Here is a 25,339-nt window from a genome sequence, read left to right on the forward strand (position 1 = left end):
GAGTTGGTGGGTGGGGCCTGGAGGGCGGGGAGGGTGATCGCGCTGGCCGGAACTCCGACACCAACCGCGGTGATCACCGCGGCCGCTGCGATGGCTCCTGCGACCACACGCTTGATCGGTTGCGACTGCACGCCGCGCGTGTCTCCTTTGCACTCGGCCACCTGCCGGTCGCCTGCAGAGGTCGGGGGCCCTCTGCTCACCGGAGCAGACACCACACACGTCCGGCGAACGGCATCGACCACGGTGCTCGCCTGATCCCGGCACGGAAGTACCGCACCTGGGTCCTGCCAGCGACAGTGGTTCCGGCACAGCTCCCCGACAAAGCTGTTTCGGCGGCGATCTCGCGTCGCTGTTGCGGGGGTGCCACAGCTACCGGCCGCGAGATCTCGGCTAGGTTACGAAACAGGGGCCGCCGCGTCCAGCAGCAGGCACGCAAAAACTCTGCGTAACCCACGCTTATTCCGTTCAGACCAGCAACGACAGTCCGAGTGTGACTGAGCTAACAATCGCCAGCGTGATGATTACAGACCGTTCGCCGAGGGATTCGACCTCCTGCCGCACTGGGGGATGTGACTGTCAGGCCGCGTGGTCCCGCCGCCGGACCGTCATCGGCACAAGCCGCAGCCGCGGAATCAATCCGCCTTCGGCAAGCGCCTCTATCGCGGCCATTTCCTCGTCGTCCCATTCGATTGCCGGTGGCGCGTTCAACAGCACGCTGACCGCACAGTCGGCGCAGCGGATTCCGCGCGCCACGCAACGGCCACAGTCCACGATCACGGCTTCTTCCTGCATCTCCTGCCTCCTTGTCCCATGTTCGGGCCGGACAGGAAACACGGTAAAGGCACCCACCGACAATTTCGTGCGGGTGTTCGAACGCTAGACGCGGCCGAGCCGGGTCAGCAGCACCGCGGAAGCCACCGGATGCGCACCCGAACTCCTGGTCGAATCGGCCACAGCGCGATCGGACGTGGCGACCACGAGCGGCCGCCCGGGCGGTTCGGCGATGACGAGGGCGCGGATCACGTCGTCGGCCAGCACGCCGGGATCGGAGAACAGGACCCGGACGCCGCGCGGCGCCGCGGTGGGCACCGACAGCACGCCGGCCCCGTCGAACACCACCGTGACTTCCGCGCCGGTCCGCGAGACGAGCGCGCCGAGCTGCCGGATGAGCCGGGTGCGCTGATCGGCCAGCGAAAGCTCGGGATAGCCGGTCTTGGTGACGTTGTAGCCATCCACGATCAGATGGACGGCCGGCAGCGCCAGCAAGTGGTCCAGCGCGGCGGGATCGCGCACCTGCGCCCCCCGTCCGCCGGACGCCGACGCTCCCCGCACCGCGTCCGCGGGACGCCGGCTGCTGGACCCGAGCGACAGCTCGCGCCGTAGCCCGGCGACGGCCCCGTCGATCGTGTCGGCGAGCAGCGCGAGCCGTACCTCGTCGGCTTCCCTGGCCTCGCGTGCCGACTGCCGCGCGATCTCCGCGTCGGTCACCGCCCGCTCCGCGCGCGCCCGCTCCGTCACGACCCGCTGCCGCTCACGATCCAGCTGTGCGGTCAGCGCGGCGATCTCCGCGTCCCGCCTGCCATCGGCCTCCGTCGCCCCGGCCTCGGCCGCCGCGGCGGCGTCCCGGGCCTGACGCAGCATCATGCCCTGCTGGCGCAACCGGCCACGAAGGCGGTCGAGCTCTTCCTCACGTTCCTGGCGGGCAGCCTCGACCGCCTCCAGCGCCTGCGCGAGCTCCTCCCGGGTGCGGGCGAGCTCGGCCTCGAGCTTCTGGTTGCGCGCCACCGCAGCGTCCCGCTCCGCGCGCAGTGCCGTCTCGGCCGCGTTCTTCGCGACCAGCCGGACGCGGGACGTGGCGCTCGACTCGCCGAGCAGGATCGCGGCCGTCGCGGCGACCACGGAATCCTCATCATTGGGATCGAGCGCGTCCTGCCGGTATTCGCGGACCCACTCCAGCACCGCGGTGCGGAACGCCGGCGAGTCCTGCAACGTCGTGAGCAGCGCCGTCGCGCCGAGCCGCGCGCGCTTGGCCGGCGCGAACTTCGCGACCGGGCGCAGCTGCTGCGGGATGTCGACCCTGGGCATCTTGCCCAGCGCCTCGGCGGCCAGCTCGGTGAGTCTGGCTCGGACGGGTTCCGGCAGCTCGCGCCAGGCGAAGGGCGGCGCCGGTTCCGCCTCCGGCCGCTGGGCAGCGTCCGAGGCCAGAAGACCGGGGTCTTCGGGCTCCGTGGCGTGCACTGAGGGCGGCATCCATCCAGGGTAGTCGGTCGGCTCCGAACTTCCCTCTTACTGGGATGCCGCGGCGCGGAATTGTCGGTACCTCTGCTTAGGGTGCCGATCATGCACGGCGCGCATGATCAGCTGACCTTCGACGAGCTGGGCACCCCCCTTCGCGACACCACGTTCGTGGTGTTCGACCTGGAGACCACCGGTACGAAACCCGGCCCCGACGGGATTACCGAGATCGGCGCGGTGAAGGTGCGTGGCGGCCAGGTTCTCGGCGAGTTCGCGACGCTGGTCAACCCGGGGATGCCGATCCCGCCGCAGATCGTCGCGCTGACCGGCATCACCGGCGCGATGGTGTACGACGCACCGCCGATCGCGCAAGTGCTGCCCGCCTTCCTGGAGTTCGCCGCGGGTGCGGTGCTCGTCGCGCACAACGCCCCGTTCGACACCGGGTTCCTCCGCGCCGCCTGCGCCGGTTACGGCTACGCGTGGCCGAAACCGGCCGTGGTGTGCACGGTCCGGCTGGCCCGGCGCGTGCTCAGCAGGCAGGACACGCCGAGCTACCGGCTGTCCGCGCTGGCCGCCCTGTTCGGCGCGAAGACCACGCCGAATCACCGTGCCCTCGAAGACGCGCGCGCCACCGTCGACGTGTTGCACGCGTTGCTCGAACTCGTCGGCCCGCTCGGTGTGCACTCGCTGGAGGAGCTGATCGACTACCTGCCGGAGGTCACCCCGGAGCAGCGCCGGAAACGCGGGATGGCGGCACATCTGCCGGAACTGCCCGGCGTCTACCTGTTCCGCGGCCCGAACGACGAGGTGTTGTACGTCGGCACCACGTCGAACCTGCGGCGGCGCGTGCGCAGTTATTTCACGGGCTCGGAAAGCCGCGGCCGGATCCGGGAAATGGTCGGGCTGGCCCAGCGGGTGGACGGGATCGAGTGCTCGCACGCGCTGGAAGCGCAGATCCGGGAGCTGCGGTTGCTCGCGGCGCACCGGCCCGCGTACAACCGGCGCTCGAAGAACCCGCGCAAGTCGTGGTGGGTGGTGCTGACCGACGAAGCGTTCCCACGCCTGTCGGTGGTGCGCGTGCCGAAGGACGGCGCGCTCGGTCCGTTCGGTTCACAGGCGATGGCGAAGCTCGCGGCGGATGTGCTGGCGAGCGCGTCGGGTTTGCGGACCTGCACCCAGCGCATCTCGGCGGTCGCCCCGTCCGGCAGGCCGTGTGCGCTGGCGGAACTGGGGCGATGCGGCGCGCCGTGTGCCGGGCGGCAGACGGCGGAGGCCTACTTTCCTTCCGTACAGGCGGTGACACAGCTGATCGGCGGCGAAGGCACGGTCCCATTGGAGGAGGCCCGGCGTCAGCTCGACGAGCTCGCCCGTGCGCAGCATTACGAGCAGGCCGCGCGGCGGCGAGACGAGCTGGCGATCCTGGTGCGCGCGGTCGCGAAGGCACACCGGTTGACGGCACTCGCGGCCATCCCGGAGCTGGTGGCGGCCGCACCGGATGGCAAGCGGGGCTGGGAATTCGCGGTCATCCGGCACGGCAGGCTCGCCTCAGCCGGGGTGGCCCGGCGGGGCGTGCCACCGATGCCGGTCGTCGACGCGCTGGTGGCATCCGCGGAAACGGTGACCGCCGGGCCAGGGCCGTTGTTCGGTGCGCCGGCCGAGGAGGCCGGCCTGCTGCTGCGCTGGCTGACCCGGCCCGGCGTGCGTCTCGTGCGGACCGCGATCCCGTGGGCCGAGCCCGCCCGCGGGGTCGGCGGCTGGCAGGACTGGCTCGAGCGCGCCGCCACCGCCACGGCACTGGAACAAGTGGCGAGCTGAGCCTCAGTCGAGAACCGCGATGGCCTCGACTTCAACCAGGATGTCGGGCTCGGCCAGTGCGGCCACCCCGATACCGGTGAGTGGCGGGAGCGAACTGACGCCCAGCTTCGCGGTGGCCCGGTCGACCCCTTCGGCGAACTGGGCCATCTTGTCCGGGGTCCAGTCGACGACGTAGACGGTCAGCTTCGCGACGTTCTCCAGGGATGCGCCGACTTCGGCCAGCGCGGCGCCGAGGTTCAGGTAGCACTGCTCGACCTGGGCAACGAGGTCACCTTCACCGACTTTGCCGCCGTCGGCATCGCGGGCGACCTGGCCGGCGACGAATACCAGCTTCGACCCGGTGGCCACGGACACCTGGCGATAGATGTCGACCTTCGGCAGTTTTTCGGGGTTCACCAGAGTAATGGGCACGCTCAAACTATAGCATAGCTATGCTATAGTTTGACTTCATGGCGAGGGCGAAGGATCCAGCGGTCCGCACCCAGCTCATCGAACGTGCCGCACAGATGCTGCGCACGCGTGAGCCCATCACCCTCCGGTCGCTGGTGGCTGGCACAGGCGTCTCCACAATGGCCGTCTACACCCATTTCGGCAGCATGGACGGACTGTGGAAAGCGTTGCGGCAGGAGGGTTTTACCCGCATGGCCGCCAGGTTCGCGCAGCTGCGGACCTCGGACGACCCGGTCCGGGACCTCACCGCGCTCATCGTCGCCTACCTCGGCAACGCCATGGACCATCCCGACCTGTACCGAGTCATGTTCGACGCGACCTTCGAACTCGAAGACCTCAAGGCAGCGGACGACACCCTGGAGTATCTGGTCCAGGCAGCCGACCGCGGCCGGCACACCGGCCGCTTCCGTGCCGACATCGTCCCGCTGGAACTGGCGACGCAGAGCTGGGTCATCGGCCACGGCCTGGTCTCGCTGGTCGAGCCCGGTCCACTTCCGCGCGAGACCCTCGGCCACGGCATCCTGTTACTGACCGCGCTGTTCACCAATGCCGGAGACGAGCCGGACCGGTGTCGCCGATCAGTCGAGGGCGCCTGGCGGCGATACGATCGGCCCGGCTGCAAACCACCGAGGAGGACGTGACGTGATCACCGCGATCGTGCTGATTCATGCCGTGGCGGACAGCATTCCCGAAACCGCACAGGCCATCGCGGACATCGACGGCGTTTCCGAGGTCTACTCGTGCGCCGGTGACGTCGATCTGATCGCACTGGTGCGCGTGTCCAGCCACGAGGAACTCGCCGACATCATCCCGGCGAAGATCGGCCGCGTGTCCGGCGTCATCGACACCGACACGCATATCGCGTTCCGGTCCTACTCGACCGCCGACACCGAATCGGCGTTCGCTCTCGGCGCCGAAGAATAAGAAGAAGCCGGCTCCCCCATGCGGGAGAGCCGGCTTCTTCATTGACGATTCTCAGGCTTCCGGCGTCTTCCAGCCCGCCGGGACCTCCTCGCTCGAAGCGACTTCGCCATTCTCGTGATGCCCGTTGGTCTCGCGGGCCCGCTCCAGCGCAGCGACCTCGTCGGCCGGGTCGGGTGCGAGCAGCGTGCCGGGCACCGGACGACCCGCGGCGCCGAGCTTGTTCATCTTCTTCGGCACCGACGCGCCCTGGTACTCCAGCGGGATCGCGTGGCCGTGGTCGTCCACACCGCCGAGCGGCTGGTGGATCTCGATGAACTCACCGTGCGGCAGGCGCTTGATGATGCCCGTCTCGATACCGTGCTCGAGCACCTCACGGTCGGCCCGCTGCAAGCCGAGGCAGATCCGGTAGGTGAGGAAGTACGCCAGCGGCGGGAGGACCAGCACACCGATCCGGCCCGCCCACGTGGTCGCGTTGAGCGAAATGTCGAACTGGTCGGCGATGATGTCGTTGAAGCCCGATGCCTCGATGACCCCGAAGAACGCCAGCGCCATCATGCCGATGCTGGTGCGGACCGGTGCGTCACGAGGCCGCTGCAGCAGGTTGTGGTGCGCCGTGTCGCCGGAGAGCTTGCGCTCGATCATCGGATACGCCAGCAGCAGCACGATCAGGACCGGCATGCCGACCGCACCGGCGAAGAACACCGCGGGCACCGTGTAGTTGCCGAGATACAGCTCCCACGCCGGGAAGATACGCAGCAGGCCGTCGGCCCAGGCCATGTACCAGTCGGGCTGCGAGCCCGCCGAAACCTGCGACGGGTTGTACGGTCCGATGTTCCAGATCGGGTTGATCTGGAACACGCCGGCAAGGAACGCGATCACCGCTGTGGTCACGGCGAAGAACGCGCCGGCCTTGAGCGCGAAGTAGGGCATGATCCGGACGCCGACGACGTTCGTCTCCTTGCGCCGGACGCCGGGGAACTGCGTGTGCTTCTGGTACCAGACCAGTGCCAGGTGCACACCGACGAGCGCCAGCATGATGCCCGGCAGCAGCAGGATGTGGATCGTGTACAGGCGGGGGATGATCTCGTTGCCGGGGAACTCCCCGCCGAACAGCGCCCAGTGCAGCCAGGTGCCCATCACCGGGACCGACAGCACGATGCCGGACAGGGTCGCCCGGATACCCGTGCCGGAGAGCAGGTCGTCGGGCAGCGAGTAGCCGAAGAAGCCCTCGAACATGCCGAGCACCAGCAGCAGCACACCGATCAGCCAGTTGGCCTCACGCGGCCTGCGGAACGCTCCGGTGAAGAAGATCCGGAACATGTGGACCATCATCGCGGCGACGAACACCAGCGCGGCCCAGTGGTGCAGCTGACGCACGAACAGGCCGCCGCGGACGTCGAACGAGATGTCCAGCGTGGTCGCGAACGCCCGCGACATCTCGATGCCCTGCAGGTTGCGGAAGCTGCCGTTGTAGGTGACCTCGGCCATCGACGGGTCGAAGAACAACGTCAGGTAGACACCGGACAGGATCAGGATGATGAAGCTGTAGAGCGCGATCTCCCCGAGCAGGAACGACCAGTGCGTCGGGAACACCTTGTTCATCTGGTGCCGCAGGCCCTTGGCCAGGCGATACCGCTGGTCCATGTTCGTGGCGGCCTCGTTGACCTGCCGCTGGACCAGGCTCGAGCCCTTCGTCGGCGTGGTGAGTGAACTCATTGCTTCCGCTCCCAAAAGGCCGGCCCCACGGGTTCGATGAAGTCACCACGTGCGACCAGGTATCCCTCGTCATTCACCGTAATGGGCAACTGGGCCAGCGCGCGAGTGGCGGGGCCGAAAATCGGCTTCGCGTACTGCAGTACGTCGAACTGCGACTGGTGGCATGGGCAGAGGAGCCGGTTGGTCCGCTGCTCGTACAGCGAGACCGGGCAACCGACGTGACTGCAGACCTTCGTGTAGGCGTAGTACTCGCCGAAGTTGAAGTCCTCCTGGCCCTTGCGCTTGACGACGCGCAAGGCGTCCTCGGGCCGCAGGCGAATGAGCATGACCGGCGAGTCGGAACGCAGGAACACCGCGGAGAGAGCCTCCGGGTTGCCGCGCTCGGACTCGCGGAACGGGAACACTGTCTCCAACCCGCCCGCGTCGAGGTCCTCCGGGCGAAGCAGCACGATGTCCTCAGGCCGGCCGGTGTTGCGCCGCATGTACACGACCTCACCGGGGTACTGCGGCTGCCAGGCGGTGTGCCACAGCGAATCCGGGCCGTTGGAGTCCTTCCACGGGTCCTTGATGAAGGACGCGACCGGCAGGCCGATCAGGCCGAGCCCCAGCGCGCCACCCGCGAAACCCATGCTCCGCTTGACCAGCGAACGGCGGGCGATGGTGCTGCGCGAGCCCGCGTCCTCCAGGTGCGCGACGATCGTCTTCTTGTCGATCTCCGGGGAGCCTTTGCCTTCGCCGTCGTGGCGCTCCTGGATCGCGAGCTCCTGGGGCACAAACTTCTTCGTGTACAGCAGGATGCCCACGCCGAGGCCGAGGATCGTCAGGCCCAGCGTCACACCCAGCACCGGGGTGTACAGCGAGTACAGGAAGGTGCCCGACTGGCCGGGGGCCTTGTACTGCCACGGCCACCAGATGAGCCCCACCACGAAGGCGAGCCCGGCAAGGCCCGCGATGGTGAACCACAACGCGATGAGCCGCTCCGCGCGCTTCTCCGCGCGGGTTCCCTTGACCGGCCACGGTTCCGGGTAGTCGACGAGCTCGACACCGTCGAGCTGGCCGCCCAGCTTGAGCAGCTGGTCCCGGTTCATTTCGGCGAGTTCGGCTTCGGAAGGCAGCCGCCCCGCGGTGTCTTCGCTGTCTTCGCTGCTCATGCCCTCGATCCAATCCACAGGGTGATGCCGATCAGCGCGGCGATCCCCACGATCCACGCGATCACACCCTCGGACGCCGGACCGAACCCACCGAGCGCGTCACCACCCGGATTGTTGTTGTTGTCCGACACCGACTTGATGTACGCGATGATGTCCTTCTTCTCCTCCGGCGACAGCTGCCGGTCGGAGAACTTCGGCATGTTCTGCGGGCCGGTCAGCATCGCGGTGTAGATCTGGTCCTCGCTCGCGGGGTCGAGGTTCGGCGCGAACTTGCCCGCCGAAAGCGCGCCGCCGCGGCCGGTGAAGTTGTGGCAGGACGCACAGTTGAGCCGGAACAGCTCACCGCCGCGGGCCGGGTCCTCGCCGCGCAGGGCCGCGCCGGTCTCCGCCGGGCGCTCCGGGCCACCGCCGTTGGCCTGGATGTAGGCGCCGACCGCGTCGATTTCCTCAGGGGTCAGCTTCGGTGGCTTCCGCTCGGCCTGGGCTTCCTGGCGCACCATCGGCATCCGGCCGGACGAGGTCTGGAAGTACACCGCCGCGTCGCCGACACCGATCAGGCTCGGGCCGCGGTCCTGCACACCCTGCAGGTTCGCCCCGTGGCAGGTGATGCAGGTGTTGTTGTAGACCTGCTGACCCAGCCGCAGCTGCGCCGGGTCCTCCTGGGCCTGCGCGGTCTGTGCCTTCGGCACGAAGACCGCGTACACCGCACCGGCCCCGAGCAGCGCGACACCCAGCGCGAGCAGGCCGGCGATCCGCCTGCGCAGCTTGCTACGCGCGCCCGGTCGGCGCCCGGAGGATTTGTTCGTGGTGGTCATCTTGCGGCAACCCTTGCTGTGTGAGGAGTCCGGGACGGGCTGGTGCGGTCAGGGAAGGATCTCGATGACCGCGAACAGGCCGATCCACACGATGTCGACGAAGTGCCAGTAGTAGGACACGACAATCGCCGAGGTGGCCTGCGCCGGTGTGAACTTGCTCAGCTTGGTGCGGATGAGCAGGAACACGAACGCGATGAGCCCGCCGATGACGTGCAGCCCGTGGAACCCGGTGGCGAGGAAGAAGACCGTTCCCCACGAGCCGGACGGGATCGTGACACCCTCGCTGATCAGGCTCGCGTATTCGCCGACCTGCCCGCCGATGAACACCAGCCCCATCAGCAACGTGATCACGTACCAGCGTCGAAGGCCGTAGACGTCGCCCTTCTCCGCGGCGAACACACCGAGCTGGCAGGTGAACGAGGACGCCACCAGGATGATGGTGAACGGCAGCGAGTACGGGATGTCGAGGTGAATCGGCTCGCCGGTCGCCGGATTGATCGGCGGCCAGACACCGCTGGAGTTCTGCGCCTTCACGGTGAAGAACATCGCGAACAGCCCGGCGAAGAACATGAGCTCGCTGGAGAGCCACACGATGGTGCCGACACTGACCATGTTCGGCCGGTTCAGCGAGTGCACCCGCTGGCTGATGTTGGGAGCTGCCGTTGTCACGAGTCGCATTATGTCCTCCCACAATGGAGGCGGCCCGGTCGGGTCTGCGCGTGGGTTGGTCACAACGACGAATGCGAAGGGTGAGGATTGCCGGTGAGTCTGCTCGATCGAGTGCGTGACCTGCTGAGAAAGCCTTCGGAGCCCCTCCTGACACCCGATTCGCCAGGCCTTTCCGTGGTGGCCGAAGCGTTCGAGGTCGCCGAAGCGGACTCGGCGGTGCTGGCAAGGTCACACCTGTGGGAACAGGAAAAACCGGCGGTGTTACGCCATCACCTGACCCTGCCCGCGGACCGGGTCGCCGAAGCCGCGGGCATTCTGGCCCAGGATGGGTGGGAATTACGCACCGTGTCCGAATCGGACGGTGTGCGTACGGTGCACGCCTTGCGGGTCCAGCGGCTCGACGCGTTGCACTGTGCGCAGGAACGGTCACGGATGGCGGGGCTGGCCCAGCGGCTCGGCGGCGACTCGCTCGGCTGGGACGCTTTACAGCCCAACAGCTCTCGGTGAAGCCGGGTCCTGCCGATAGCATCGGGTACATCACAAACAGTACGACGAGGCCGGAGGCCTGATTGTGACCGAGCAGCCCATGAGGATCCTGGTGTTCAGCCACCGCGCAGAGGTCCGTGAGTCGATCATCAACGCGATCGGCCGCCGGCCGGCCACCGACCTCGGCCGCGTCGACTACGTCGAGGCCGCCGGCGTGGCCGATGTGCTGCAGGAGATGGACGAGGGCGGCGTGGACCTGGCGATCCTCGACGGCGAAGCGCAGCCGACCGGTGGTATCGGGCTGTGCAGGCAGCTCAAGAACGAGATTCCCGACTGCCCGCCGATCGTGGTTTCGGTGCGGCGTAAGGACGACCGGTGGCTGGCCACGTGGTCGCAGGCCGACGCGGTGCTCGTGCACCCGCTCGACCCCCTCACCGCGGCGGAAACCGTCGCGGACGTGTTGCGGGGCCAGCGGGTCCCGGCTGTCCGGGCATGACCGAGCACACCTGGCCCGCGCTGCTGTCGCGGCTGATCGAGCGGTCGGATCTGTCCGAAGAGGACACCGCGTGGGCAATGGACCAGGTGATGTCCGGGGAGGCGACGCTCGCGCAGATCGGCGGCTTCGCAGTCGCGTTGCGGGCGAAGGGCGAGACGCCGGCCGAAATCGCCGGGATGGCCGAGGCGATGCTCGCGCATGCCCGGCGTGTGCACGTCGAAGGCCGTGCGGTGGACATCGTCGGCACGGGCGGTGACCGCTCCGGTTCGGTGAACATCTCGACGATGGCGGCCATCGTGGTGGCCGCGGCGGGTGCGCCGGTGGTCAAGCACGGTAACCGCGCGGCCTCGTCGAAGTCGGGCGCGGCGGACGTGCTCGAAGCTCTCGGCGTCGCGATCGATCTGCCGCCGGAGGGTGTCCAGCGTTGTGTCGCCGAGCTGGGCATCGGGTTCTGCTTCGCGCCGGTGTTCCATCCGGCGTTCCGGCACGCGGGCCCGGCACGCAGCCAGCTCGGCGTGCCGACGACGTTCAACCTGCTCGGCCCGCTGACCAATCCCGCGCAGCCGGACGCGGGCCTCATCGGCTGTGCCTACGCGGACCGGAGCGAGCTGCTCGCCCAGGTCTTCGCGCGCCGTGGTGTCACCGCCATGGTGGTGCGCGGGGACGACGGTCTCGACGAGATCACCACCACGACCACCAGCACGCTGTGGCTCGTCTCGGACGGCGAGGTGCGGCAGGAACTGTTCGACCCGCAGTCGCTCGGTATCGCATCCGCGACGCAGGAGGACCTCCGAGGTGGCGATGCGGCGGCGAACGCGGACGTCGTGCGCGATCTGGTGGCCGGAAAACCCGGCCCGGTACGGGAAGCGGTGCTGGTGAACGCCGCCGGTGCCCTCGCCGCGCACGCGGGCTTTTCCGGGTCCCTGAACGACGATCTGTCGGCCGCGTTGAGCCGGGCCGCCGAGGCGATCGATTCCGGCGCCGCGGCGGCGTTGCTGACCCGCTGGGCCGCTTTTCGCTGACGCCACAACGAAAAGGGCGTATCCCCCGGCTTGAGGGATACGCCCTTTTTGACGCTGGTGCGGATTATTCGTGGCTGGGGCCGGTGTGGTACTCGAACACGAGACCGCCCACGGTGATCAGGATCAGCACGATCGCGATCACCAGCAGCCAGATGTGGAAGAACGCCAGCGCGAGACCGGCTGTCGCGGCGGCACCGGCCATCGCGATCGGCCAGTAGCTACCGGGGCTGAAAAAGCCCAGCTCACCGGCGCCGTCGCTGATCTCGGCGTCCTCGCGGTCTTCGGGGCGGGCGTCGATGCGGCGCGAGATGAAGCGCATGTAGCTGCCGGCCAGCAGCGAAAGCCCACCGGTGAGGATCAGCGCGACCAGGCCGACCGGCTCGACGCCGAACCCGCTCCAGTAGTACGTGGTCACGCCGTAAACGATCGCGATGAAGAAGGCAAACACCGTGACGATGTCGAAAATCCGGGCTTCGACCTTCATGAAGCTGTCCTTACTCCTGTGTCCGGCGTCAGCGTGCGGTGCGGTCGGTGTTGAACGGCTGCGTGGTGACCGCTTGCGGCGTGCACAGCTGCCCGCAGTTCATCCTCGCCAGCGCCTCGGCCGCGGTGTAGGGCACCCCGGTCACCGGGTTGACCTGCGTCCGCGTCTGAATGTACTGCTGGTACAGGTTGGCCGGCAGGGCGCGGACCTCGAAGTTCATCATCGCGTGATAGGTGCCGCACAGCTCCGCGCACCGGCCGACGAACGAACCTTCCGTGTCGATCGTGTTCTGGAACGACGAGTCCTGGTTGTTCTTCTCCGGGTACGGGAAGACGTCACGCTTGAAGTGGAACTCCGGCACCCAGAAGGAGTGGATGACGTCGGTCGAGCGCAGGTTGTACTGGATCGTCTTACCGGTCGGCACCACCAGCAGCGGGATCTCGCTCGAGCTGCCCACGGTGCGGATCATCTGGCCGGCCGCGTCCTTGGGCTCGTTCGGGTAGTCGAACTCCCAGTTCCACTGGAACGCGGTGACGTTGATGGTGACGTCCGGGTTCGGCTTCTTGGCGAGCACCTGGCTCTCGGTGGTGGCGGTGAAGAAGAACAGCACACACACCATGACCAGCGGGGTGATGACGCAGAACAGTTCCAGCGGCACGTTGTACTGGAACTGGCGCGGCAGGTCGGTCGGGTCCTGGTTCTTCTTCCTGCGGTGAAACGCCGACGACCAGAAGATGAGGCCCCACACGATGACGCCGACAGCGAGCGCGGCGATCACGGACCACGTCCACAGCCACCGCATCTTGTCGGCCTGCTCGGTGACGCCAACCGGCCAGCCGAAGCGCAGTACCTCGTCACCGGAGCACCCGGTCGCCAACAGGGCAACCAGCCCTGCCAGCGCGGCGACCTTACCGACCCTCTTCAACCCAGGCCTCCTCGAAATCTTCGCGTGACAGCCGGAGTCTAAGGGGCCGCGCGAAGCGTGTCGGTGGAGGGTCGTGGTGGGCTGACGGGAAGGGCCGGGCACACCCGGCATACTGGCGTGCACTATCCGGCCACGACCTGAAGGTGTGTGAGTAGACGTGTGCGGCCTGCTCGGACTGGTCTGTCCCAGTGAGAACGAAGCGGCGAAGGCCCGCGAGTCGGTCGGGGCCGCCCTGCGCTGCCAGCGGCATCGCGGTCCGGACGAGACCGACACCTGGGCCGACGCCGAAATCGTCTACGGCTTCAACCGGCTCGCGTTCATCGACGTCGAGCACGCCCATCAGCCCCTGGTGTGGGGCCCGCCGGAGGCGCCGCAGCGGTACACCCTGAACTTCAATGGTGAGATTTACAACTATCGCGCGTTGCGGCAGCAGCTGATCGCCGAGCACGACGTGAAGTTCTTCACCGAGGGCGATGGCGAAGCCATCGTCGCGGCGTTCCACTACTGGGGCCCGAGTGCGGTGGGCAAGCTGCGCGGGATGTTCGCGTTCCTGTTGTGGGACGCGCAGGAGAAGGTGCTGCACGGCGCGCGGGACCCGTTCGGCATCAAGCCGCTGTTCTACTCGGCCGGCCCCGGTGGCGTCGCGTTCTCCAGTGAGAAGAAGAGCCTGCTGGAGTTGTCGGATGTGCTCGGGGTGCGCGAAGAACTCGACACGACGGCGCTGCAGCACTACTTGACGCTGCAGTACGTGCCGGAGCCGGAGTCGTTGCACACGAGTGTCCGGCGGATCGAGTCCGGTACGTCGTTCACCATCTCGCCCGGTGGCGAAGTGAAGCAGGAGCGGTACTTCTTCCCCCGGTTCAACGCCCGCCCGGTGACCACCGAGGCGGAGGCTTCGGCGCTGCACAAGCGGATCGCGGATGCGATGCGTGATTCGGTGCGCAAACACATGATCGCCGACCCGGACATCACGGTCGGCGCGTTCCTGTCCGGCGGGATCGACTCGACGGCGATCGCCGCGCTGGCGAAGGAAGAAAACCCGAATCTGATCGCTTTCACCACGGGTTTCGAGCGCGAGGGATACTCGGAGGTCGACGTGGCCGCCGAGTCCGCAGCCGCGATCGGGGTCAAGCATGTGATCCGCACGGTGACCGCGGACGAGATGATGGATGTGCTGCCGCTGATCGTCTGGTACCTGGACGACCCGGTGGCCGATCCAGCGCTGGTGCCGTTGTGGTTCATCGCCCGGGAGGCACGCAAACACGTCAAGGCGGTGCTGTCCGGGGAGGGCTCGGACGAACTGTTCGGCGGTTACACCATTTACAAGGAACCGATCTCGTTGGCACCCTTCGAAAAGGTGCCGGGCGGGATGCGGAAACTGCTGGGCAAGGTGTCGGAACGAATTCCGGAAGGCACGCGCGGCAAGGATTTACTGCGGCGCGGTTCGCTCACCATGGAAGAGCGATATTATGGAAATGCTCGCATCTTCCGCGATGACCAATTGCGCCGCGTGCTGCGAAACTATGTTGATGGTATCGGGCACCGCGATGTGACGGCCGAGCATTACCGGACTTCCCGTGGCTGGGATCCGGTTGCCCGTATGCAGCACGTAGACTTGTTCACCTGGCTACGCGGTGACATCCTGGTCAAGGCAGACAAAATGACCATGGCAAACTCGCTCGAACTGCGCGTACCATTCCTCGACGCCGAGGTATTCAAGGTCGCCGCCGATATCCCGCTCGATCAGAAGGTCACCAAGGAAACCACAAAGTACGCGCTACGCCGGGCACTCGACGGAATCGTGCCCGCACACGTGCTGAACCGACGGAAACTCGGCTTCCCGGTGCCTATCAAACACTGGCTGCGCGCGGAAATGTACGACTGGGCACGCGGCATCATCAACGACTCGAAGACCGACGCGCTACTGGACAAGCCCGCAATACTGCGAATGCTGGACGAACACCGTGACGGCACCCTCGACCACAGCCGCCGCATCTGGGCACTGATCGTATTCATGTTGTGGCACGGAATCTTCATCGAGCACCGCATCAAGCCAGAAATCCCGGAACCGGCCTACCCAGTAAAAATCTGAGGGGGGTTGAAAAGCCCCCAGAGTTGGGATGACCACACAACTCGACCACCCTGCCAAGGTGAGGTCCCGTTGGGTCTGTCATCCCGGCGCCAGCCCGTCCGGCATCCCGTCCGGCGAGGACATCGTTTTGGGTCGCGCTCCGCGCGATGCCCTGGTGGTTCCTTGGGGTACGGAGGTGACCGGGCGCTGGGCGCCCTCGTTGGGGGCCCACCCCCGCCCCACTTCGCCTGAAGTGGCCGGCTTTCGTTGCCAGGCGGCGGTTTGTGGGGGGAGTGGGCTGCTTCGCGCCACACGCCGCGCTTTCCGGCCCGCGCCTCAGGCGCCGAGAACCTCGCCGATTTCCACCGCGGCGTCCGAACCGTAGGCGTCGGCAACACGCTTGAGGTCGGCCGGTGCGTCCAGGTGCCATTCTTGGGTGCCGATGGTTTCCAATACCAGCACCGCGATCAGCGAACCGAGCTGCGCCGCGCGTTCCACGGTCAGGCCTCGGTGCAAGCCGGCGAGGAATCCTGCCCGGAAACCGTCGCCGACGCCCGTGGGGTCTGCCTTCTTTCGTTCCGGAACCGCCGGGACCTGCAGATTCAAGCCGTCCGGGCCGATGATTTCCACGCCCTTCTCACCGAGTGTGGTGACCCGGATACCAACATGGTCAAGAATGTCATCGACATCCCAGCCAGTTTTCTGCCGCAGCAGGCCCCACTCGTATTCATTGGTGAACAAGTACTTTGCGCCCTCAACGAAGCTGCGCGCCTGCTCGCCGTCCATCCTGGCCAGCTGCTGCGAGGGGTCCACCGCGAACTCGTAACCACGTTGCCGGCATTCCTCAGCGTGCCGCAGCATGCCTTCCGGATCATCCGGGCTGATCAACACCAGACCGAGCCCGCCACTACGGTCGGCAATCGGCTCCAATTCGATGTTCCGGGCTTCCGCCATCGCACCGGCATAGAAAGTCGCGATCTGATTCAGATCTTCATCCGTGGTGCACACAAACCGCGCCGTGTGGGCGATTTCGGAGACCAGTACACCGGACGTGTCCACACCGTGCCGTTCCAGCCACGAGCGGTAGTCGGCGAAATCCTCACCCACCGCACCGACCAGCACCGGCCGAACCCCCAGCACACCCAGGCCGAACGCGACGTTCGCACCGATGCCACCGCGGCGGACCACCAGGTCGTCGGCGAGAAAGCTCAGCGACACCTTGTGCAATTGGTCAGCGATGAGCTGCTCGGCGAACCTGCCGGGGAAGTGCATCAGGTGGTCGGTGGCGATACTGCCGGACACCGCGATTCTGGCGTTCGTTGGCACCAGTGCTCCCTGCTCTCGACACGAGGATTCGCGCACGAATTAGCCCACGAGAGCGAATCCGCCGCGCGACCCGACACTACCGTTTGGTAGCTCTGTCGCGGCAGAGCCGTTCGGCATTAACGTCCCGATCGTGAATACTTTGACCGAACCCGAAACACTCGCCGAGCTGATCAGCGACTGCGCGTCCATCCCCGCTGATCTTCGCGAGCAGCGGCCGTCCACGCCCACCCCGCCGGCCCCACGGCCCTGGACGGTCGACGAGACCTGCCACTCTCAGGTCGAGGGCCTCGGCGAATACGTCTGACATGCGAAAACGGGCGCCGACCAACCGGTCGGCGCCCGTTTCGGCTACGAAGACTCAGTGGAACGAGTCACCACAGGCACAGGAGCCGGTGGCGTTCGGGTTGTCGATCGTGAAGCCCTGCTTCTCGATGGTGTCCACGAAGTCGATGACGGCGTCCTGCACGTACGGGGCGCTCATCCGGTCCACGGCCACACGCAGGCCGTCGAAGTCCCGGAACAGGTCGCCATCCAGCTCACGCTCGTCGAAGAACAGCTGGTAGCGCAGGCCGGCACAGCCACCCGGCTGGACGGCGATGCGCAGGTGCATGTCGTCGCGACCCTCCTGGTCCAGCAGTGCCTTCGCCTTGGCAGCGGCCGTGGCGGTCAAGGACACGCCGTGGGTGGCCTCGGTCTGCGGGGCGCCGGTCTCAGCGGTCGTCATGGCTCTCCCTCAGGTGTTGCTTGTGACGGGTACGGATGCCTCCTGTAACCAGGCAACATCGCTCATGCCCATTCTGTTCCACGCTACGCGTCAGATTTCCATCGTCGCACATCCTGCGACCGGCCGAACACCTGCGCACACGCCTGGAATATCCTGGTCCGGTGAGGTTCCTACGCCGCAACGGCACGACCACCGAAGACAGCCCCGAAACCGAGGCCGCCGAGGTGGCCGAAAGCGTCGAATCTCACACTCGTGGGTACACGCCGGGCAAGGGCCGGGCCACCCCGAAGCGCCGCGAAGCCGAGGGCAAACGCCGCGGGCCGGTCGGCGCGCCGCCGAAGACCACGCGCGAGGCGATGCGGCGCAACAGGGAGTTGCGCAAGGCCAACCCGCAGAGCAAGGACGAGCGCCGGGCCGCGGCCAAGGAACGTCAGGCACGGATGGCCGCCGGTGACGAGCGGTACCTGCTGCCCCGCGACAAGGGCCCGGTCAAGGCGTACGTGCGTGACCTCATCGACACCCGCCGCAACCTCACCGGACTGTTCATGCCGCTGGCCGTGCTGGTCCTGATCGCCATGATCGCGCCGGTCCCCGTGCTGCAGCAGTACGCGACGCTGCTGTGCACAGTGGTCCTGCTGGCGATGGTCGTCGAGGGCTTCTTCACCGGCCGCCGCGTCGCGCGCCTGGCCCGCGAGCGGTTCCCGAAGGAGACGATCAACGGCCGCTCGATCGGTTGGTACGCGTTCGTCCGCTCCAGCCAGATCCGCAAGCTGCGCATGCCCAAGCCGCGCCTCAAGCCCGGCGACCCGATCCCCTGATCCAGCGCAGCTGGGGGGCGACCGGCCGCCGAGCTTCGCGGCCGATCAGCCCTGCGGCATACGGCCGAGCAGCTGCCGTAAAACCTGGTCCGCGTCGGGAAGCCGAGCGAGTTCGGTTGCGACCGCCATGGCCGTGCGACGATAGTTTTCGTCATCGAGGGCCTTGCGCACGGCTTCGCCGGCGGTCGCCGGGTCCTCGATGGCGACCGCAAGCCCCAGACGTGCCATGCGCTCGGCATTCCACGGCTGATCGGCGAGGAACGGGCGGATCACCAGTGGTTTGCCGGCCGCGAGCGCGGCCAGCACCGTGCCGCTCCCGCCGGCGCTGACCACCACGTCCGCTACCGGCAGCAACTGTGCGAGCGGGACGAACCCGATCGCCCGCACGCGTTCGCGCACCGAATCCGGGACGTCGAGGTCGGCGACCGTCACGAGCACCGACGCCCCGGCCTCCGCGACCGAGGTCACCAGCGCCGCCAGCGCCTCCGGCTCGCGCACCGAAGTACCGAGTGTCACCAGCGCGACAGGGCCGGGCAGCTCCGGCAACTTCACGGATGGTCCACTGCTGTGCGGTTGCGGCCGGAGCGCGACCCGTCCGGGCGCATGGTCGCGTTCCGCCTCGTCGAGGAGCACGTCCGGGAATGGGTCGACCACCGCGAAGGGCACCGGCCTGACCGCGCCGAACGAGGCATACCCGGTGAGCGCACGGTCCGCGACCGCCCCCAAGAGCTCCGCGGGGAGCGGGCCGCTGATGCGATGCTCGACCATCGGCACCTCGAGGACCGCTGCGACCAACGGGCCGACCACATCGACCACGTCGTGGACCACCAGGTCCGGGGCGAACTCGCCGGAGACGCGGACGGCCTCGTCCCCGTAGCCCTCCATGCGGACTCCGCCGAACATCTCGATCGCGCCGAGACCCGGCTGGGCGCCGTCGTCCCCGCTGAGGCGCTGCGCGGTCTTGGCCATCGCCTCCTCGACCGACGGGCCCACCTCGAACACGTCGAACCCCGGGACCATCTCCGCTGCCCCGCGCCCCGACAGGAACGCGACGTCGTGCCCGGCCCGGCGCGCGGCGTCGGCCAAGGGCAGCAGGGGCAGGACGTGGCCCGACGCGGGCACGACACTGAACAGGATGCGCACTCAAAGACTCCATTTCACGAGCTGATCGTCGCCATGATGGCCGCGTCAGGGACCACTTCGGGTGGATCGCCCCCACCCGGGTCCGTCAGAGCCTGGGTCCTACCCCATCGCGCACCCTAAGCCGAGAGGACCTGCTCGGCGACGACCAGATCATGCGGGTAGGTCACCTTGAAGTTCCGCTCGTCGCCGCGCACCCAGTGCACCGGCAGGTTCGAGCACTGTTCCATGACCGACGCGGTGTCCGTGCCCTCGAAACGCGTGCGCGCCGCCTCCTCGTAAGCGGCCAGCAAGGGCCCGGCGCGAAACGCTTGGGGTGTCTGCGCACGAACGACCGTCCCGGACAACCGGGGGCCGTCCTCGGCGATGATGTCGTCGGCTTCGAGCCCGGGCAGCGCGCCCCCGTGTTCCCGCGCGGTCCGCAGTACCTCCGCGATGAGCGCGGGCGTGACCAGCGGGCGCGCGCCGTCGTGCAGTAACACCGTGTCGATCCCGCCGCCGCTGATACGTCCGGCGAGATGCCGCAGCGCGCGCAGCTCCGACTCTTGCCGGGTGCCGCCGCCGTGCACGACCTCGATCGGCACGCCCTGGTCAGCCACCACTTCGGCGACCAGTTCCGCGTCCTGCGGCCGGGTCACCAGCACCAGCACCCCGATCTCGGGCACCTTTGCGAAAGCCGACAGCGACCAGGACACGATCCGACGGCCCGCCAGCGGGAGATACACCTTGTTCAGGCTCGCGCCGACCCGGGTCCCGGAGCCGCTGGCCAGCACGACCCCGGCCGCAGAAGGTTCTGTCACATGGGGGAATCTAGCTCCGTGACCCGACCCGAGTTCACCGATATCCCCCAGCCTGACGAGCTCGCCCGCGCCGAGGCACGGCGGCGGCACGCGACGCTGATCAAGCCCGCCGGTTCCCTCGGCAGGCTCGAGGAGCTGGGTGCGTGGATCGCGGCCTGCCAGGGTGCCTGCCCGCCGCGCCCGTTCAAGCGGCCGCGTGTGGTGATCTTCGCCGGGGATCATGGGGTCGCGGCCAAGGGTGTTTCGGCGTATCCCGCCGGGGCCACGGCGCAACTGGTCGACGCGCTGCTCAAGGGTGACGGCGCGCCTAACGCGCTCGCCGGCGTTGCGGGAGTCGGCGTCCGGGTCGTCGACCTGGCCGTCGACGCCGAAACACCAGTGCAGGAATTCAAGGTACGAAAGGGTTCCGGCTCGATCGACACCGAGGACGCGCTCACCGAAGCCGAAGTCGAGGCGGCGCTGCGGGCCGGGGTGGCGATCGCCGACGCGGAGATCGACGCCGGTGCGGATCTGCTCGCCGCGGGCGACGTGGGGGCCGGGGTGAGCACGCCGGCGTCGGTGCTGGTCGCGGCGTTGACCGGGAGCGAGCCGGTGGCGGTCGTCGGCCGCGGCTCCGGGATCGACGACGACGCGTGGATGCGCAAGGCCGCTGCGATCCGCGACGCGCTGCGGCGGGCGCGCGCGGTGCTGGTGGACCCGATCGCGTTGCTGCGCACCGCCGCGGGTGCGGACCTCACCGCGATGACAGGGTTCCTCGCACAAGCCGCGATCCGCCGCACGCCGGTACTGCTCGACGGCCTCGCCTCCGCGGCGGCCGCGCTCGTCGCGGAGGAACTGGCGCCGAACGCACGGTCGTGGTGGGTCGCGTCGCATCGCTGCGCGGAACCGGCGCACACGCTGGCGCTCGACCATCTGGACGCGAAACCCTTGCTGGACTTGGACATCCGCCTCGGCGCCGGCGCGGGGGCGCTCGCCGCCATGCCGCTGCTGGCGATGGCCGCCCGGTTGCTCACCGACGTCGCCACGTATGAAGACGCGGGCATCACCCCGCCGCGTTGACGGAAAGGCCGCCGTCACCGAAGCGACGGCGGCCTGCCCGGCTCAGGACAGCGGGCTCATCCAGCCGTGCGGGTCGGGACGGGTGCCCTCCTGGATGCCGATGAGCTCGCCGCGCAGCTTCATCGTCAGCTCGCCCGGCTCACCGCCGTTCACCAGGAACTCGCCGCTCGCGTGCTTGACGCGGCCGACCGGGGTGATGACCGCCGCGGTGCCGCACGCGAACACCTCGGTCAGCTCACCGGAAGCAGCGTCCTTTTCCCATTCCTCGGTGGAGATCCGCCGTTCCTCGACCTGGTGGCCGAAGTCCTCCGCCAACCGCAGCAAGGAACTGCGCGTCACGCCGGGCAGCAGCGAACCGCTCAGCTCGGGCGTGACGATCCGGGCGTTCGCGCCGGAGCCGTAGACGAAGAACAGGTTCATGCCACCCATTTCCTCGACCCAGCGCCGCTCGACGGCGTCGAGCCAGACCACCTGGTCACAGCCCTGCTCGACGGCCTGCGCCTGGGCGAGGAACGACGCCGCATAGTTGCCGGCGCACTTGGCCTCGCCGGTGCCGCCGGGCGCCGCCCGCACGTACTCGGTGCTCAGCCACACGCTCACCGGCTTGATGCCACCGGTGAAGTAGGAGCCGGCCGGCGAACCGATCAGCGTGTACAGGTAGTCCGCGGCCGGCGAGTTCACGCCGAGCCCGATCGAGGTGGAGATCATGAACGGGCGCAGGTACAGCGTGTCACCCGGCGTTGTGGGCACCCAGCGCGAATCAGCGGCGATGAGCTCCCGCAGCGAACCGAGGAACAGCTCGTCCGGCAGCTCCGGCATCGCCAGCCGGCGCGCGGAGTTGCGGAACCGGGCCGCGTTGGCTTCCGGCCGGAAGGCCGCGATCGAACCGTCGGGCTGGCGGTATGCCTTGAGCCCTTCGAAGATCGCCTGGCCGTAGTGCAGCACCGAGGTGGCCGGGTCCAGGGTGACCGGCTCGTACGGGCGAAGGCCCGCGTCGTGCCAGCCCCGCTCGGTATCCCAGCGCACGGTGACCATGTGATCGGTGAAGTAACGACCGAAGCCCGGGGCCGCGAGTACCTCGGCTACCTGCTCATCGGAAGCAGGAGCCGGGTTCAGGGTTCGCGTGAAGGGCACAGTCGTAGTCATGCCGCACAGAATATCTCTTAGTTGGACGTCCGAGAATTCCCGCTTCCTTCGGGCCTCGTTTCACCACGCAGACGGCTTGCACCGCCACCCGCACCGGCTGGAAGACGCATTCCGGCCAGTATCATCGGCAGCGTGACCGAAAACAGCGTCTCCGCGGGTACGGGCTCGGACATCCGTACCCTGGCCGCCGCCGCACTGCTCACCTATGCCGGTGGCGTGCTGCTGCTGGTCGGCTACCTGCTGCTGTCCGTCTTCGGCGCGATCCTCGCGGTGGTCGGCGGGGTTTTCGGGGTCATCTGGTGGCGCAAGTCCCATGGCGACCGGGTCTTCCCCCGTGACCTCTCCGTCAAGTCGCTGCTCATCCTGGTCGGCGTCGGCGCGGTCCTCACCGTGCTGGCGATGGCGCTGGCCGCCTGAGCAGCACGCCCACCGCGATCGCGGCGACGGCGATCAGCAGGTCCACCGGCGGGAGCCAGGCCAGCAAGGTGATCGCGAGCGCCGCACTCAGCACCGAACGCACATCCCGCCGCCGGGCGGACAGCGTGAGCAGGCTGCGCACCAGCACTTCGGCCACCGCCAGCGTGGCCGCGACGAGGACCGCCTGCCGGGGTTCGAGCAGTGCCGCTCCCGCGGCGGCCAGTAGTCCACACACGACAGACCCCACAGGCCGAGGCAGGTCACCCCGCGCCTCGGTCAGCGCACCCAACGCCGCCGGCACCGCCGCGATCACCACGACACCGGCGAGCAGCGGTTCGATCGCCTGCCCGTCGACGGCGGCCAGCAAATCACGCAGCGGCGCGTCGGACAGTCCCAACCGGACCGGACCCAGTTGGTACAGCGCCACCGCGCACACCGCCGCCCCGGCCATGACGCCACCCACGGTCCAGCGCACGGGCCGGCCGAGCAGCGGGACCAGCACCGCCGCGGCCGCGAACAACCCCGTGACAGCGGGCCCCTGCCCCGCCCCGCGCTCGGGTGCGATCGCCAGGCACAACGCGATCACCCCGGCCGCCGCGAGGAGCAGGATCCCCAGAATCCAGCCACGCACGAACCGCGGCAGGACCAACCCGAAGGCGTCCACCATTGTCACCACCACGACGACCCCGACCGCCACCGGCACGCGGTACTGCGGCACCAGGTAGACCCCCACAGCCGAGGCGAACACCGGTACCAAACCCAGTCGTGCCACCAGCCGCGCGCCGTCAGCGAGCGGGGCGACCCGTGACGGCAGTTCGGCGCGCGGCGCCAGGAGCACGAGCACACCGGCGAGTCCCACCGCGGCCGGCAGCCACCAGCCGCCCGCGGCCGCGCCCACGGCGAGCGCAATCCCCAGCCCGGCACCGAGCCGCACCGCTGCCACCTGCCTTTCTCCGCATCCGGTTCATTCATTAGCATGGCAAAACATCCACATCATCCGATGCGCGCGAGGAGCCATAAGTGACCGTGCCGAAGTTTGCCCTGTACGAAAACACCGAGACCGCGCTGGGCAAGAGCCGGGCCGAGGCGGTTGTGATCGGCACGCTCCAGGGTGAGAAGGCAGCCGTCCTCGCGCCCGGCACCGAGGCGATCGACGCCGCGTTCGACGGCAAGCTCGCCGGGGTGCTGGCCACGCTCGGCGCGACCGGCAAGGCCGAGGAGATCGTGAAGCTGCCGACACTGGGCAAGCTGAACGCCGACATCGTCTACGCGGTCGGCCTCGGCAAGGCCGGTGAGGACGGTGCGGTCACCCCGGAGCAGGTCCGCCGGGCGAGTGGCGCGGTGGCCCGGTCGCTGGCCGGTACTACTCGCGCACTGTTCCTTCCATCCATTGTGGACCTTCGGGCCGCGGTGGAGGGTGTCGCGCTCGGCGCCTACAAGTTCACCGAGTACAAGTCCGACCGCGGTGACGCGCCGGTGTCCACAGTGGACTTCGTGCAGCCCGCCGACGGAACTTCCCGTGCGCACAAGGCAACCCTCAAGGCGGCGACCGCGGTTGCGGAGTCCGTCATCATCGCGCGCGACCTGATCAACACCCCGCCGAACGACCTGTTCCCGGCCTCATTCGCGGAGCGGGCCAGGAAACTGGCCGAGGACAACGACCTCGAGTTCGAGGTCCTCGACGAGAAAGCGTTGAAGCGCAAGGGTTTCGGCGGCATCCTCGGCGTCGGCGGCGGTTCCTCCCGGCCGCCGCGGCTGGTGCGCGTGACCTACCGGGGACCGAAGGCCGGCAAGAAGATCGCGCTCGTCGGCAAGGGCATCACGTTCGACTCGGGCGGTATTTCGATCAAGCCCGCCGCGAACATGGACAACATGACCTCGGACATGTCGGGCGCCGCCGCGGTGCTCGCGTCGGTGGTGCTGGCCGCGAAACTCAAGTACCCGCTCGAAGTGACCGCCAACATCCCGCTCGCGGAGAACCTGCCCTCGGCCACCTCGTACCGGCCCGGTGACGTGCTGAACATGTACGGCGGCAAGACCGTCGAGGTGCTCAACACCGACGCCGAGGGCCGCCTCGTGCTCGCCGACGCGATCGTGCGCGCCGCCGAGGACGACCCCGACTACCTCATCGAAACCTCGACGCTGACCGGCGCGCAGGTGGTCGCGCTCGGCACCCGCACCGCCGGGATCATGGGGTCGGACGAGTTCCGTGACCGGGTCGCCACTCTGGCGCAGGCGATCGGTGAGGGCGGCTGGCCGATGCCGCTGCCCGCGGAACTGCGCGGTGATCTCGACTCGCGGCTCGCGGATCTGGCGAACGTCACGGGGCACCGCTGGGGCGGCATGCTCGCGGCGGGGATCTTCCTGCGTGAGTTCGTCGCCGAGGGCTTGCCGTGGGTGCACATCGACATCGCGGGCCCGGCGTACAACACGGGCGGGCCGTGGGGTTACACGAGCAAGGGCGGTACCGGGGTCCCGGTCCGCACCATCGCTGCCGTCTTGGCGGACATCGCCGAAAACGGCTGACCCCCGCCTTCCGCGAGTTGCACGTTCCGTGCGCGCGAGTCGTGCGTTGCACGCGGCCGAGTTGTGCGTTCGGCGCGACGGGAACGCGCAACTCGCGCCACGGGAACCTGCGACTCGCCCAACC

The 25,339-nt window shown here is 68.3% G+C and carries 27 protein-coding genes; 12 read left to right on the top strand and 15 right to left on the bottom strand.

Annotation, left to right across the window (positions count from 1 at the left end):
• Positions 1-576: 576 nt before the first annotated feature.
• Together GKO32_RS30400 and GKO32_RS30405 are read right to left on the bottom strand one after the other, a co-directional pair.
• Positions 577-792 (bottom strand): hypothetical protein, encoded by a 216-nt coding sequence (locus GKO32_RS30400; protein ID WP_154760353.1) that lies wholly within the window; start codon positions 790-792, stop codon positions 577-579.
• 84 nt (positions 793-876) lie between these two features.
• Positions 877-2,250, bottom strand: a complete 1,374-nt coding sequence (locus GKO32_RS30405) for an NYN domain-containing protein (RefSeq protein WP_154760354.1) — start codon at positions 2,248-2,250, stop codon at positions 877-879.
• Positions 2,251-2,340: 90 nt separating this feature from the next.
• Between GKO32_RS30405 and GKO32_RS30410 the strand changes: the two genes are divergently transcribed.
• Positions 2,341-4,050, top strand: coding sequence for a DEDD exonuclease domain-containing protein (locus GKO32_RS30410; RefSeq protein WP_154760355.1), 1,710 nt, complete (start codon positions 2,341-2,343; stop codon positions 4,048-4,050).
• 3 nt (positions 4,051-4,053) lie between these two features.
• On the opposite strand, the gene GKO32_RS30415 is transcribed toward GKO32_RS30410, so the two are convergent.
• Entirely contained in the window at positions 4,054-4,461 is a 408-nt protein-coding gene (locus GKO32_RS30415) for a RidA family protein (protein ID WP_312868806.1), read from the bottom strand.
• A 38-nt stretch (positions 4,462-4,499) separates the two neighbouring features.
• Between GKO32_RS30415 and GKO32_RS30420 the strand changes: the two genes are divergently transcribed.
• Both GKO32_RS30420 and GKO32_RS30425 read left to right on the top strand, forming a co-directional pair.
• Positions 4,500-5,141: a TetR/AcrR family transcriptional regulator gene (locus tag GKO32_RS30420; RefSeq protein ID WP_154760357.1), complete on the top strand. Its 642-nt coding sequence runs from the start codon at positions 4,500-4,502 to the stop codon at positions 5,139-5,141.
• A 1-nt stretch (position 5,142) separates the two neighbouring features.
• Positions 5,143-5,424 carry an Lrp/AsnC family transcriptional regulator gene (locus GKO32_RS30425; RefSeq protein ID WP_312868807.1) on the top strand — a complete coding sequence of 94 codons (282 nt, stop codon included), beginning with the start codon at positions 5,143-5,145 and terminating at the stop codon, positions 5,422-5,424.
• Positions 5,425-5,475: 51 nt separating this feature from the next.
• Here GKO32_RS30425 and qcrB read toward each other — a convergent pair whose 3' ends face one another.
• The 4 genes from qcrB to ctaE are packed head-to-tail and all read right to left on the bottom strand — an operon-like array spanning position 5,476 to position 9,784.
• The gene (gene qcrB / locus GKO32_RS30430) at positions 5,476-7,140 is read right to left on the bottom strand and encodes a cytochrome bc1 complex cytochrome b subunit (protein ID WP_154760359.1); all 1,665 of its coding nucleotides are present in this window, start codon (positions 7,138-7,140) and stop codon (positions 5,476-5,478) included.
• The gene (gene qcrA, locus GKO32_RS30435) at positions 7,137-8,291 is read right to left on the bottom strand and encodes a cytochrome bc1 complex Rieske iron-sulfur subunit (protein WP_154760360.1); all 1,155 of its coding nucleotides are present in this window, start codon (positions 8,289-8,291) and stop codon (positions 7,137-7,139) included. Before qcrA ends, qcrB begins: the two co-directional genes overlap by 4 nt.
• Positions 8,288-9,106, bottom strand: a complete 819-nt coding sequence (gene qcrC / locus GKO32_RS30440) for a cytochrome bc1 complex diheme cytochrome c subunit (RefSeq protein ID WP_154760361.1) — start codon at positions 9,104-9,106, stop codon at positions 8,288-8,290. The genes qcrA and qcrC overlap by 4 nt, the downstream gene beginning before the upstream one ends.
• A gap of 48 nt (positions 9,107-9,154) precedes the next feature.
• On the bottom strand, positions 9,155-9,784 hold the full coding sequence (gene ctaE / locus GKO32_RS30445) for an aa3-type cytochrome oxidase subunit III (RefSeq protein ID WP_154760362.1): 630 nt from the start codon (positions 9,782-9,784) through the stop codon (positions 9,155-9,157).
• Positions 9,785-9,868: 84 nt separating this feature from the next.
• On the opposite strand from ctaE, the gene GKO32_RS30450 reads away from it, so the two are divergent.
• The 3 genes from GKO32_RS30450 (at position 9,869) to trpD (ending at position 11,779) form a co-directional block, all read left to right on the top strand.
• Positions 9,869-10,282 carry a hypothetical protein gene (locus tag GKO32_RS30450; RefSeq protein ID WP_312868808.1) on the top strand — a complete coding sequence of 138 codons (414 nt, stop codon included), beginning with the start codon at positions 9,869-9,871 and terminating at the stop codon, positions 10,280-10,282.
• Positions 10,283-10,346: 64 nt separating this feature from the next.
• On the top strand, positions 10,347-10,757 hold the full coding sequence (locus GKO32_RS30455; RefSeq protein ID WP_312868809.1) for a response regulator transcription factor: 411 nt from the start codon (positions 10,347-10,349) through the stop codon (positions 10,755-10,757).
• On the top strand, positions 10,754-11,779 hold the full coding sequence (gene trpD, locus GKO32_RS30460; protein WP_154760364.1) for an anthranilate phosphoribosyltransferase: 1,026 nt from the start codon (positions 10,754-10,756) through the stop codon (positions 11,777-11,779). Before GKO32_RS30455 ends, trpD begins: the two co-directional genes overlap by 4 nt.
• A 64-nt stretch (positions 11,780-11,843) precedes the next feature.
• Here trpD and GKO32_RS30465 read toward each other — a convergent pair whose 3' ends face one another.
• Entirely contained in the window at positions 11,844-12,263 is a 420-nt protein-coding gene (locus GKO32_RS30465) for a cytochrome c oxidase subunit 4 (protein WP_154760365.1), read from the bottom strand.
• A 28-nt stretch (positions 12,264-12,291) separates the two neighbouring features.
• Positions 12,292-13,188 (bottom strand): aa3-type cytochrome oxidase subunit II, encoded by an 897-nt coding sequence (gene ctaC, locus GKO32_RS30470; protein WP_246244958.1) that lies wholly within the window; start codon positions 13,186-13,188, stop codon positions 12,292-12,294.
• A gap of 157 nt (positions 13,189-13,345) precedes the next feature.
• On the opposite strand from ctaC, the gene asnB reads away from it, so the two are divergent.
• Positions 13,346-15,280 carry an asparagine synthase (glutamine-hydrolyzing) gene (asnB, locus tag GKO32_RS30475; RefSeq protein WP_312868810.1) on the top strand — a complete coding sequence of 645 codons (1,935 nt, stop codon included), beginning with the start codon at positions 13,346-13,348 and terminating at the stop codon, positions 15,278-15,280.
• 315 nt (positions 15,281-15,595) lie between these two features.
• Here asnB and GKO32_RS30480 read toward each other — a convergent pair whose 3' ends face one another.
• Positions 15,596-16,585: a carbohydrate kinase family protein gene (locus tag GKO32_RS30480; protein ID WP_312868812.1), complete on the bottom strand. Its 990-nt coding sequence runs from the start codon at positions 16,583-16,585 to the stop codon at positions 15,596-15,598.
• A gap of 130 nt (positions 16,586-16,715) precedes the next feature.
• Here GKO32_RS30480 and GKO32_RS30485 point away from each other — a divergent pair, with 130 nt between their 5' ends.
• Positions 16,716-16,889 carry a hypothetical protein gene (locus GKO32_RS30485; RefSeq protein ID WP_154760367.1) on the top strand — a complete coding sequence of 58 codons (174 nt, stop codon included), beginning with the start codon at positions 16,716-16,718 and terminating at the stop codon, positions 16,887-16,889.
• A gap of 54 nt (positions 16,890-16,943) precedes the next feature.
• Here the strand turns inward: GKO32_RS30485 and GKO32_RS30490 are convergent, their stop codons facing one another.
• Positions 16,944-17,309 carry a HesB/IscA family protein gene (locus tag GKO32_RS30490; RefSeq protein WP_154760368.1) on the bottom strand — a complete coding sequence of 122 codons (366 nt, stop codon included), beginning with the start codon at positions 17,307-17,309 and terminating at the stop codon, positions 16,944-16,946.
• A gap of 161 nt (positions 17,310-17,470) precedes the next feature.
• Here GKO32_RS30490 and GKO32_RS30495 point away from each other — a divergent pair, with 161 nt between their 5' ends.
• A complete protein-coding gene (locus tag GKO32_RS30495; protein WP_312868813.1) occupies positions 17,471-18,127 on the top strand; it encodes a DUF3043 domain-containing protein in 657 nt (218 codons plus the stop codon).
• A 45-nt stretch (positions 18,128-18,172) separates the two neighbouring features.
• Here GKO32_RS30495 and GKO32_RS30500 read toward each other — a convergent pair whose 3' ends face one another.
• The gene (locus tag GKO32_RS30500) at positions 18,173-19,270 is read right to left on the bottom strand and encodes a glycosyltransferase (protein ID WP_154760370.1); all 1,098 of its coding nucleotides are present in this window, start codon (positions 19,268-19,270) and stop codon (positions 18,173-18,175) included.
• A gap of 116 nt (positions 19,271-19,386) precedes the next feature.
• Positions 19,387-20,067 carry an IspD/TarI family cytidylyltransferase gene (locus tag GKO32_RS30505; RefSeq protein ID WP_312868814.1) on the bottom strand — a complete coding sequence of 227 codons (681 nt, stop codon included), beginning with the start codon at positions 20,065-20,067 and terminating at the stop codon, positions 19,387-19,389.
• On the opposite strand from GKO32_RS30505, the gene cobT reads away from it, so the two are divergent.
• Positions 20,068-21,126 carry a nicotinate-nucleotide--dimethylbenzimidazole phosphoribosyltransferase gene (gene cobT / locus GKO32_RS30510; RefSeq protein ID WP_154760371.1) on the top strand — a complete coding sequence of 353 codons (1,059 nt, stop codon included), beginning with the start codon at positions 20,068-20,070 and terminating at the stop codon, positions 21,124-21,126. It begins immediately after the preceding gene.
• Positions 21,127-21,168: 42 nt separating this feature from the next.
• On the opposite strand, the gene GKO32_RS30515 is transcribed toward cobT, so the two are convergent.
• Positions 21,169-22,272: a branched-chain amino acid aminotransferase gene (locus GKO32_RS30515; protein WP_154760372.1), complete on the bottom strand. Its 1,104-nt coding sequence runs from the start codon at positions 22,270-22,272 to the stop codon at positions 21,169-21,171.
• Between the two features lie 132 nt (positions 22,273-22,404).
• On the opposite strand from GKO32_RS30515, the gene GKO32_RS30520 reads away from it, so the two are divergent.
• A complete protein-coding gene (locus GKO32_RS30520; RefSeq protein WP_312868815.1) occupies positions 22,405-22,689 on the top strand; it encodes a hypothetical protein in 285 nt (94 codons plus the stop codon).
• Here GKO32_RS30520 and GKO32_RS30525 read toward each other — a convergent pair.
• Complete coding sequence (locus tag GKO32_RS30525) at positions 22,658-23,632, bottom strand: hypothetical protein (protein ID WP_312868816.1); 975 nt, start codon at positions 23,630-23,632, stop codon at positions 22,658-22,660. The genes GKO32_RS30520 and GKO32_RS30525 overlap by 32 nt on opposite strands.
• Before the next feature lie 77 nt (positions 23,633-23,709).
• Between GKO32_RS30525 and GKO32_RS30530 the strand changes: the two genes are divergently transcribed.
• Positions 23,710-25,215 (top strand): leucyl aminopeptidase, encoded by a 1,506-nt coding sequence (locus GKO32_RS30530; protein ID WP_312868818.1) that lies wholly within the window; start codon positions 23,710-23,712, stop codon positions 25,213-25,215.
• Positions 25,216-25,339: the final 124 nt, after the last annotated feature.

The sequence above is a fragment of the Amycolatopsis pithecellobii genome (assembly GCF_009707865.1).
Taxonomy (GTDB): domain Bacteria; phylum Actinomycetota; class Actinomycetes; order Mycobacteriales; family Pseudonocardiaceae; genus Amycolatopsis_E; species Amycolatopsis_E pithecellobii.

Bases quoted from the DNA above. Each gene is read 5' to 3' on its own strand.
- ctaE (WP_154760362.1), bottom strand. From the start codon at position 9,784: ATGCGACTCGTGACAACGGCAGCTCCCAACATCAGCCAGCGGGTGCAC.
- qcrB (WP_154760359.1), bottom strand. From the start codon at position 7,140: ATGAGTTCACTCACCACGCCGACGAAGGGCTCGAGCCTGGTCCAGCGG.
- GKO32_RS30405 (WP_154760354.1), bottom strand. From the start codon at position 2,250: ATGCCGCCCTCAGTGCACGCCACGGAGCCCGAAGACCCCGGTCTTCTG.
- GKO32_RS30400 (WP_154760353.1), bottom strand. From the start codon at position 792: ATGCAGGAAGAAGCCGTGATCGTGGACTGTGGCCGTTGCGTGGCGCGC.
- GKO32_RS30420 (WP_154760357.1), top strand. From the start codon at position 4,500: ATGGCGAGGGCGAAGGATCCAGCGGTCCGCACCCAGCTCATCGAACGT.
- qcrC (WP_154760361.1), bottom strand. From the start codon at position 9,106: ATGACCACCACGAACAAATCCTCCGGGCGCCGACCGGGCGCGCGTAGC.
- cobT (WP_154760371.1), top strand. From the start codon at position 20,068: ATGGGGGAATCTAGCTCCGTGACCCGACCCGAGTTCACCGATATCCCC.
- GKO32_RS30465 (WP_154760365.1), bottom strand. From the start codon at position 12,263: ATGAAGGTCGAAGCCCGGATTTTCGACATCGTCACGGTGTTTGCCTTC.
- qcrA (WP_154760360.1), bottom strand. From the start codon at position 8,291: ATGAGCAGCGAAGACAGCGAAGACACCGCGGGGCGGCTGCCTTCCGAA.
- trpD (WP_154760364.1), top strand. From the start codon at position 10,754: ATGACCGAGCACACCTGGCCCGCGCTGCTGTCGCGGCTGATCGAGCGG.
- GKO32_RS30515 (WP_154760372.1), bottom strand. From the start codon at position 22,272: ATGACTACGACTGTGCCCTTCACGCGAACCCTGAACCCGGCTCCTGCT.
- GKO32_RS30490 (WP_154760368.1), bottom strand. From the start codon at position 17,309: ATGACGACCGCTGAGACCGGCGCCCCGCAGACCGAGGCCACCCACGGC.
- GKO32_RS30410 (WP_154760355.1), top strand. From the start codon at position 2,341: ATGCACGGCGCGCATGATCAGCTGACCTTCGACGAGCTGGGCACCCCC.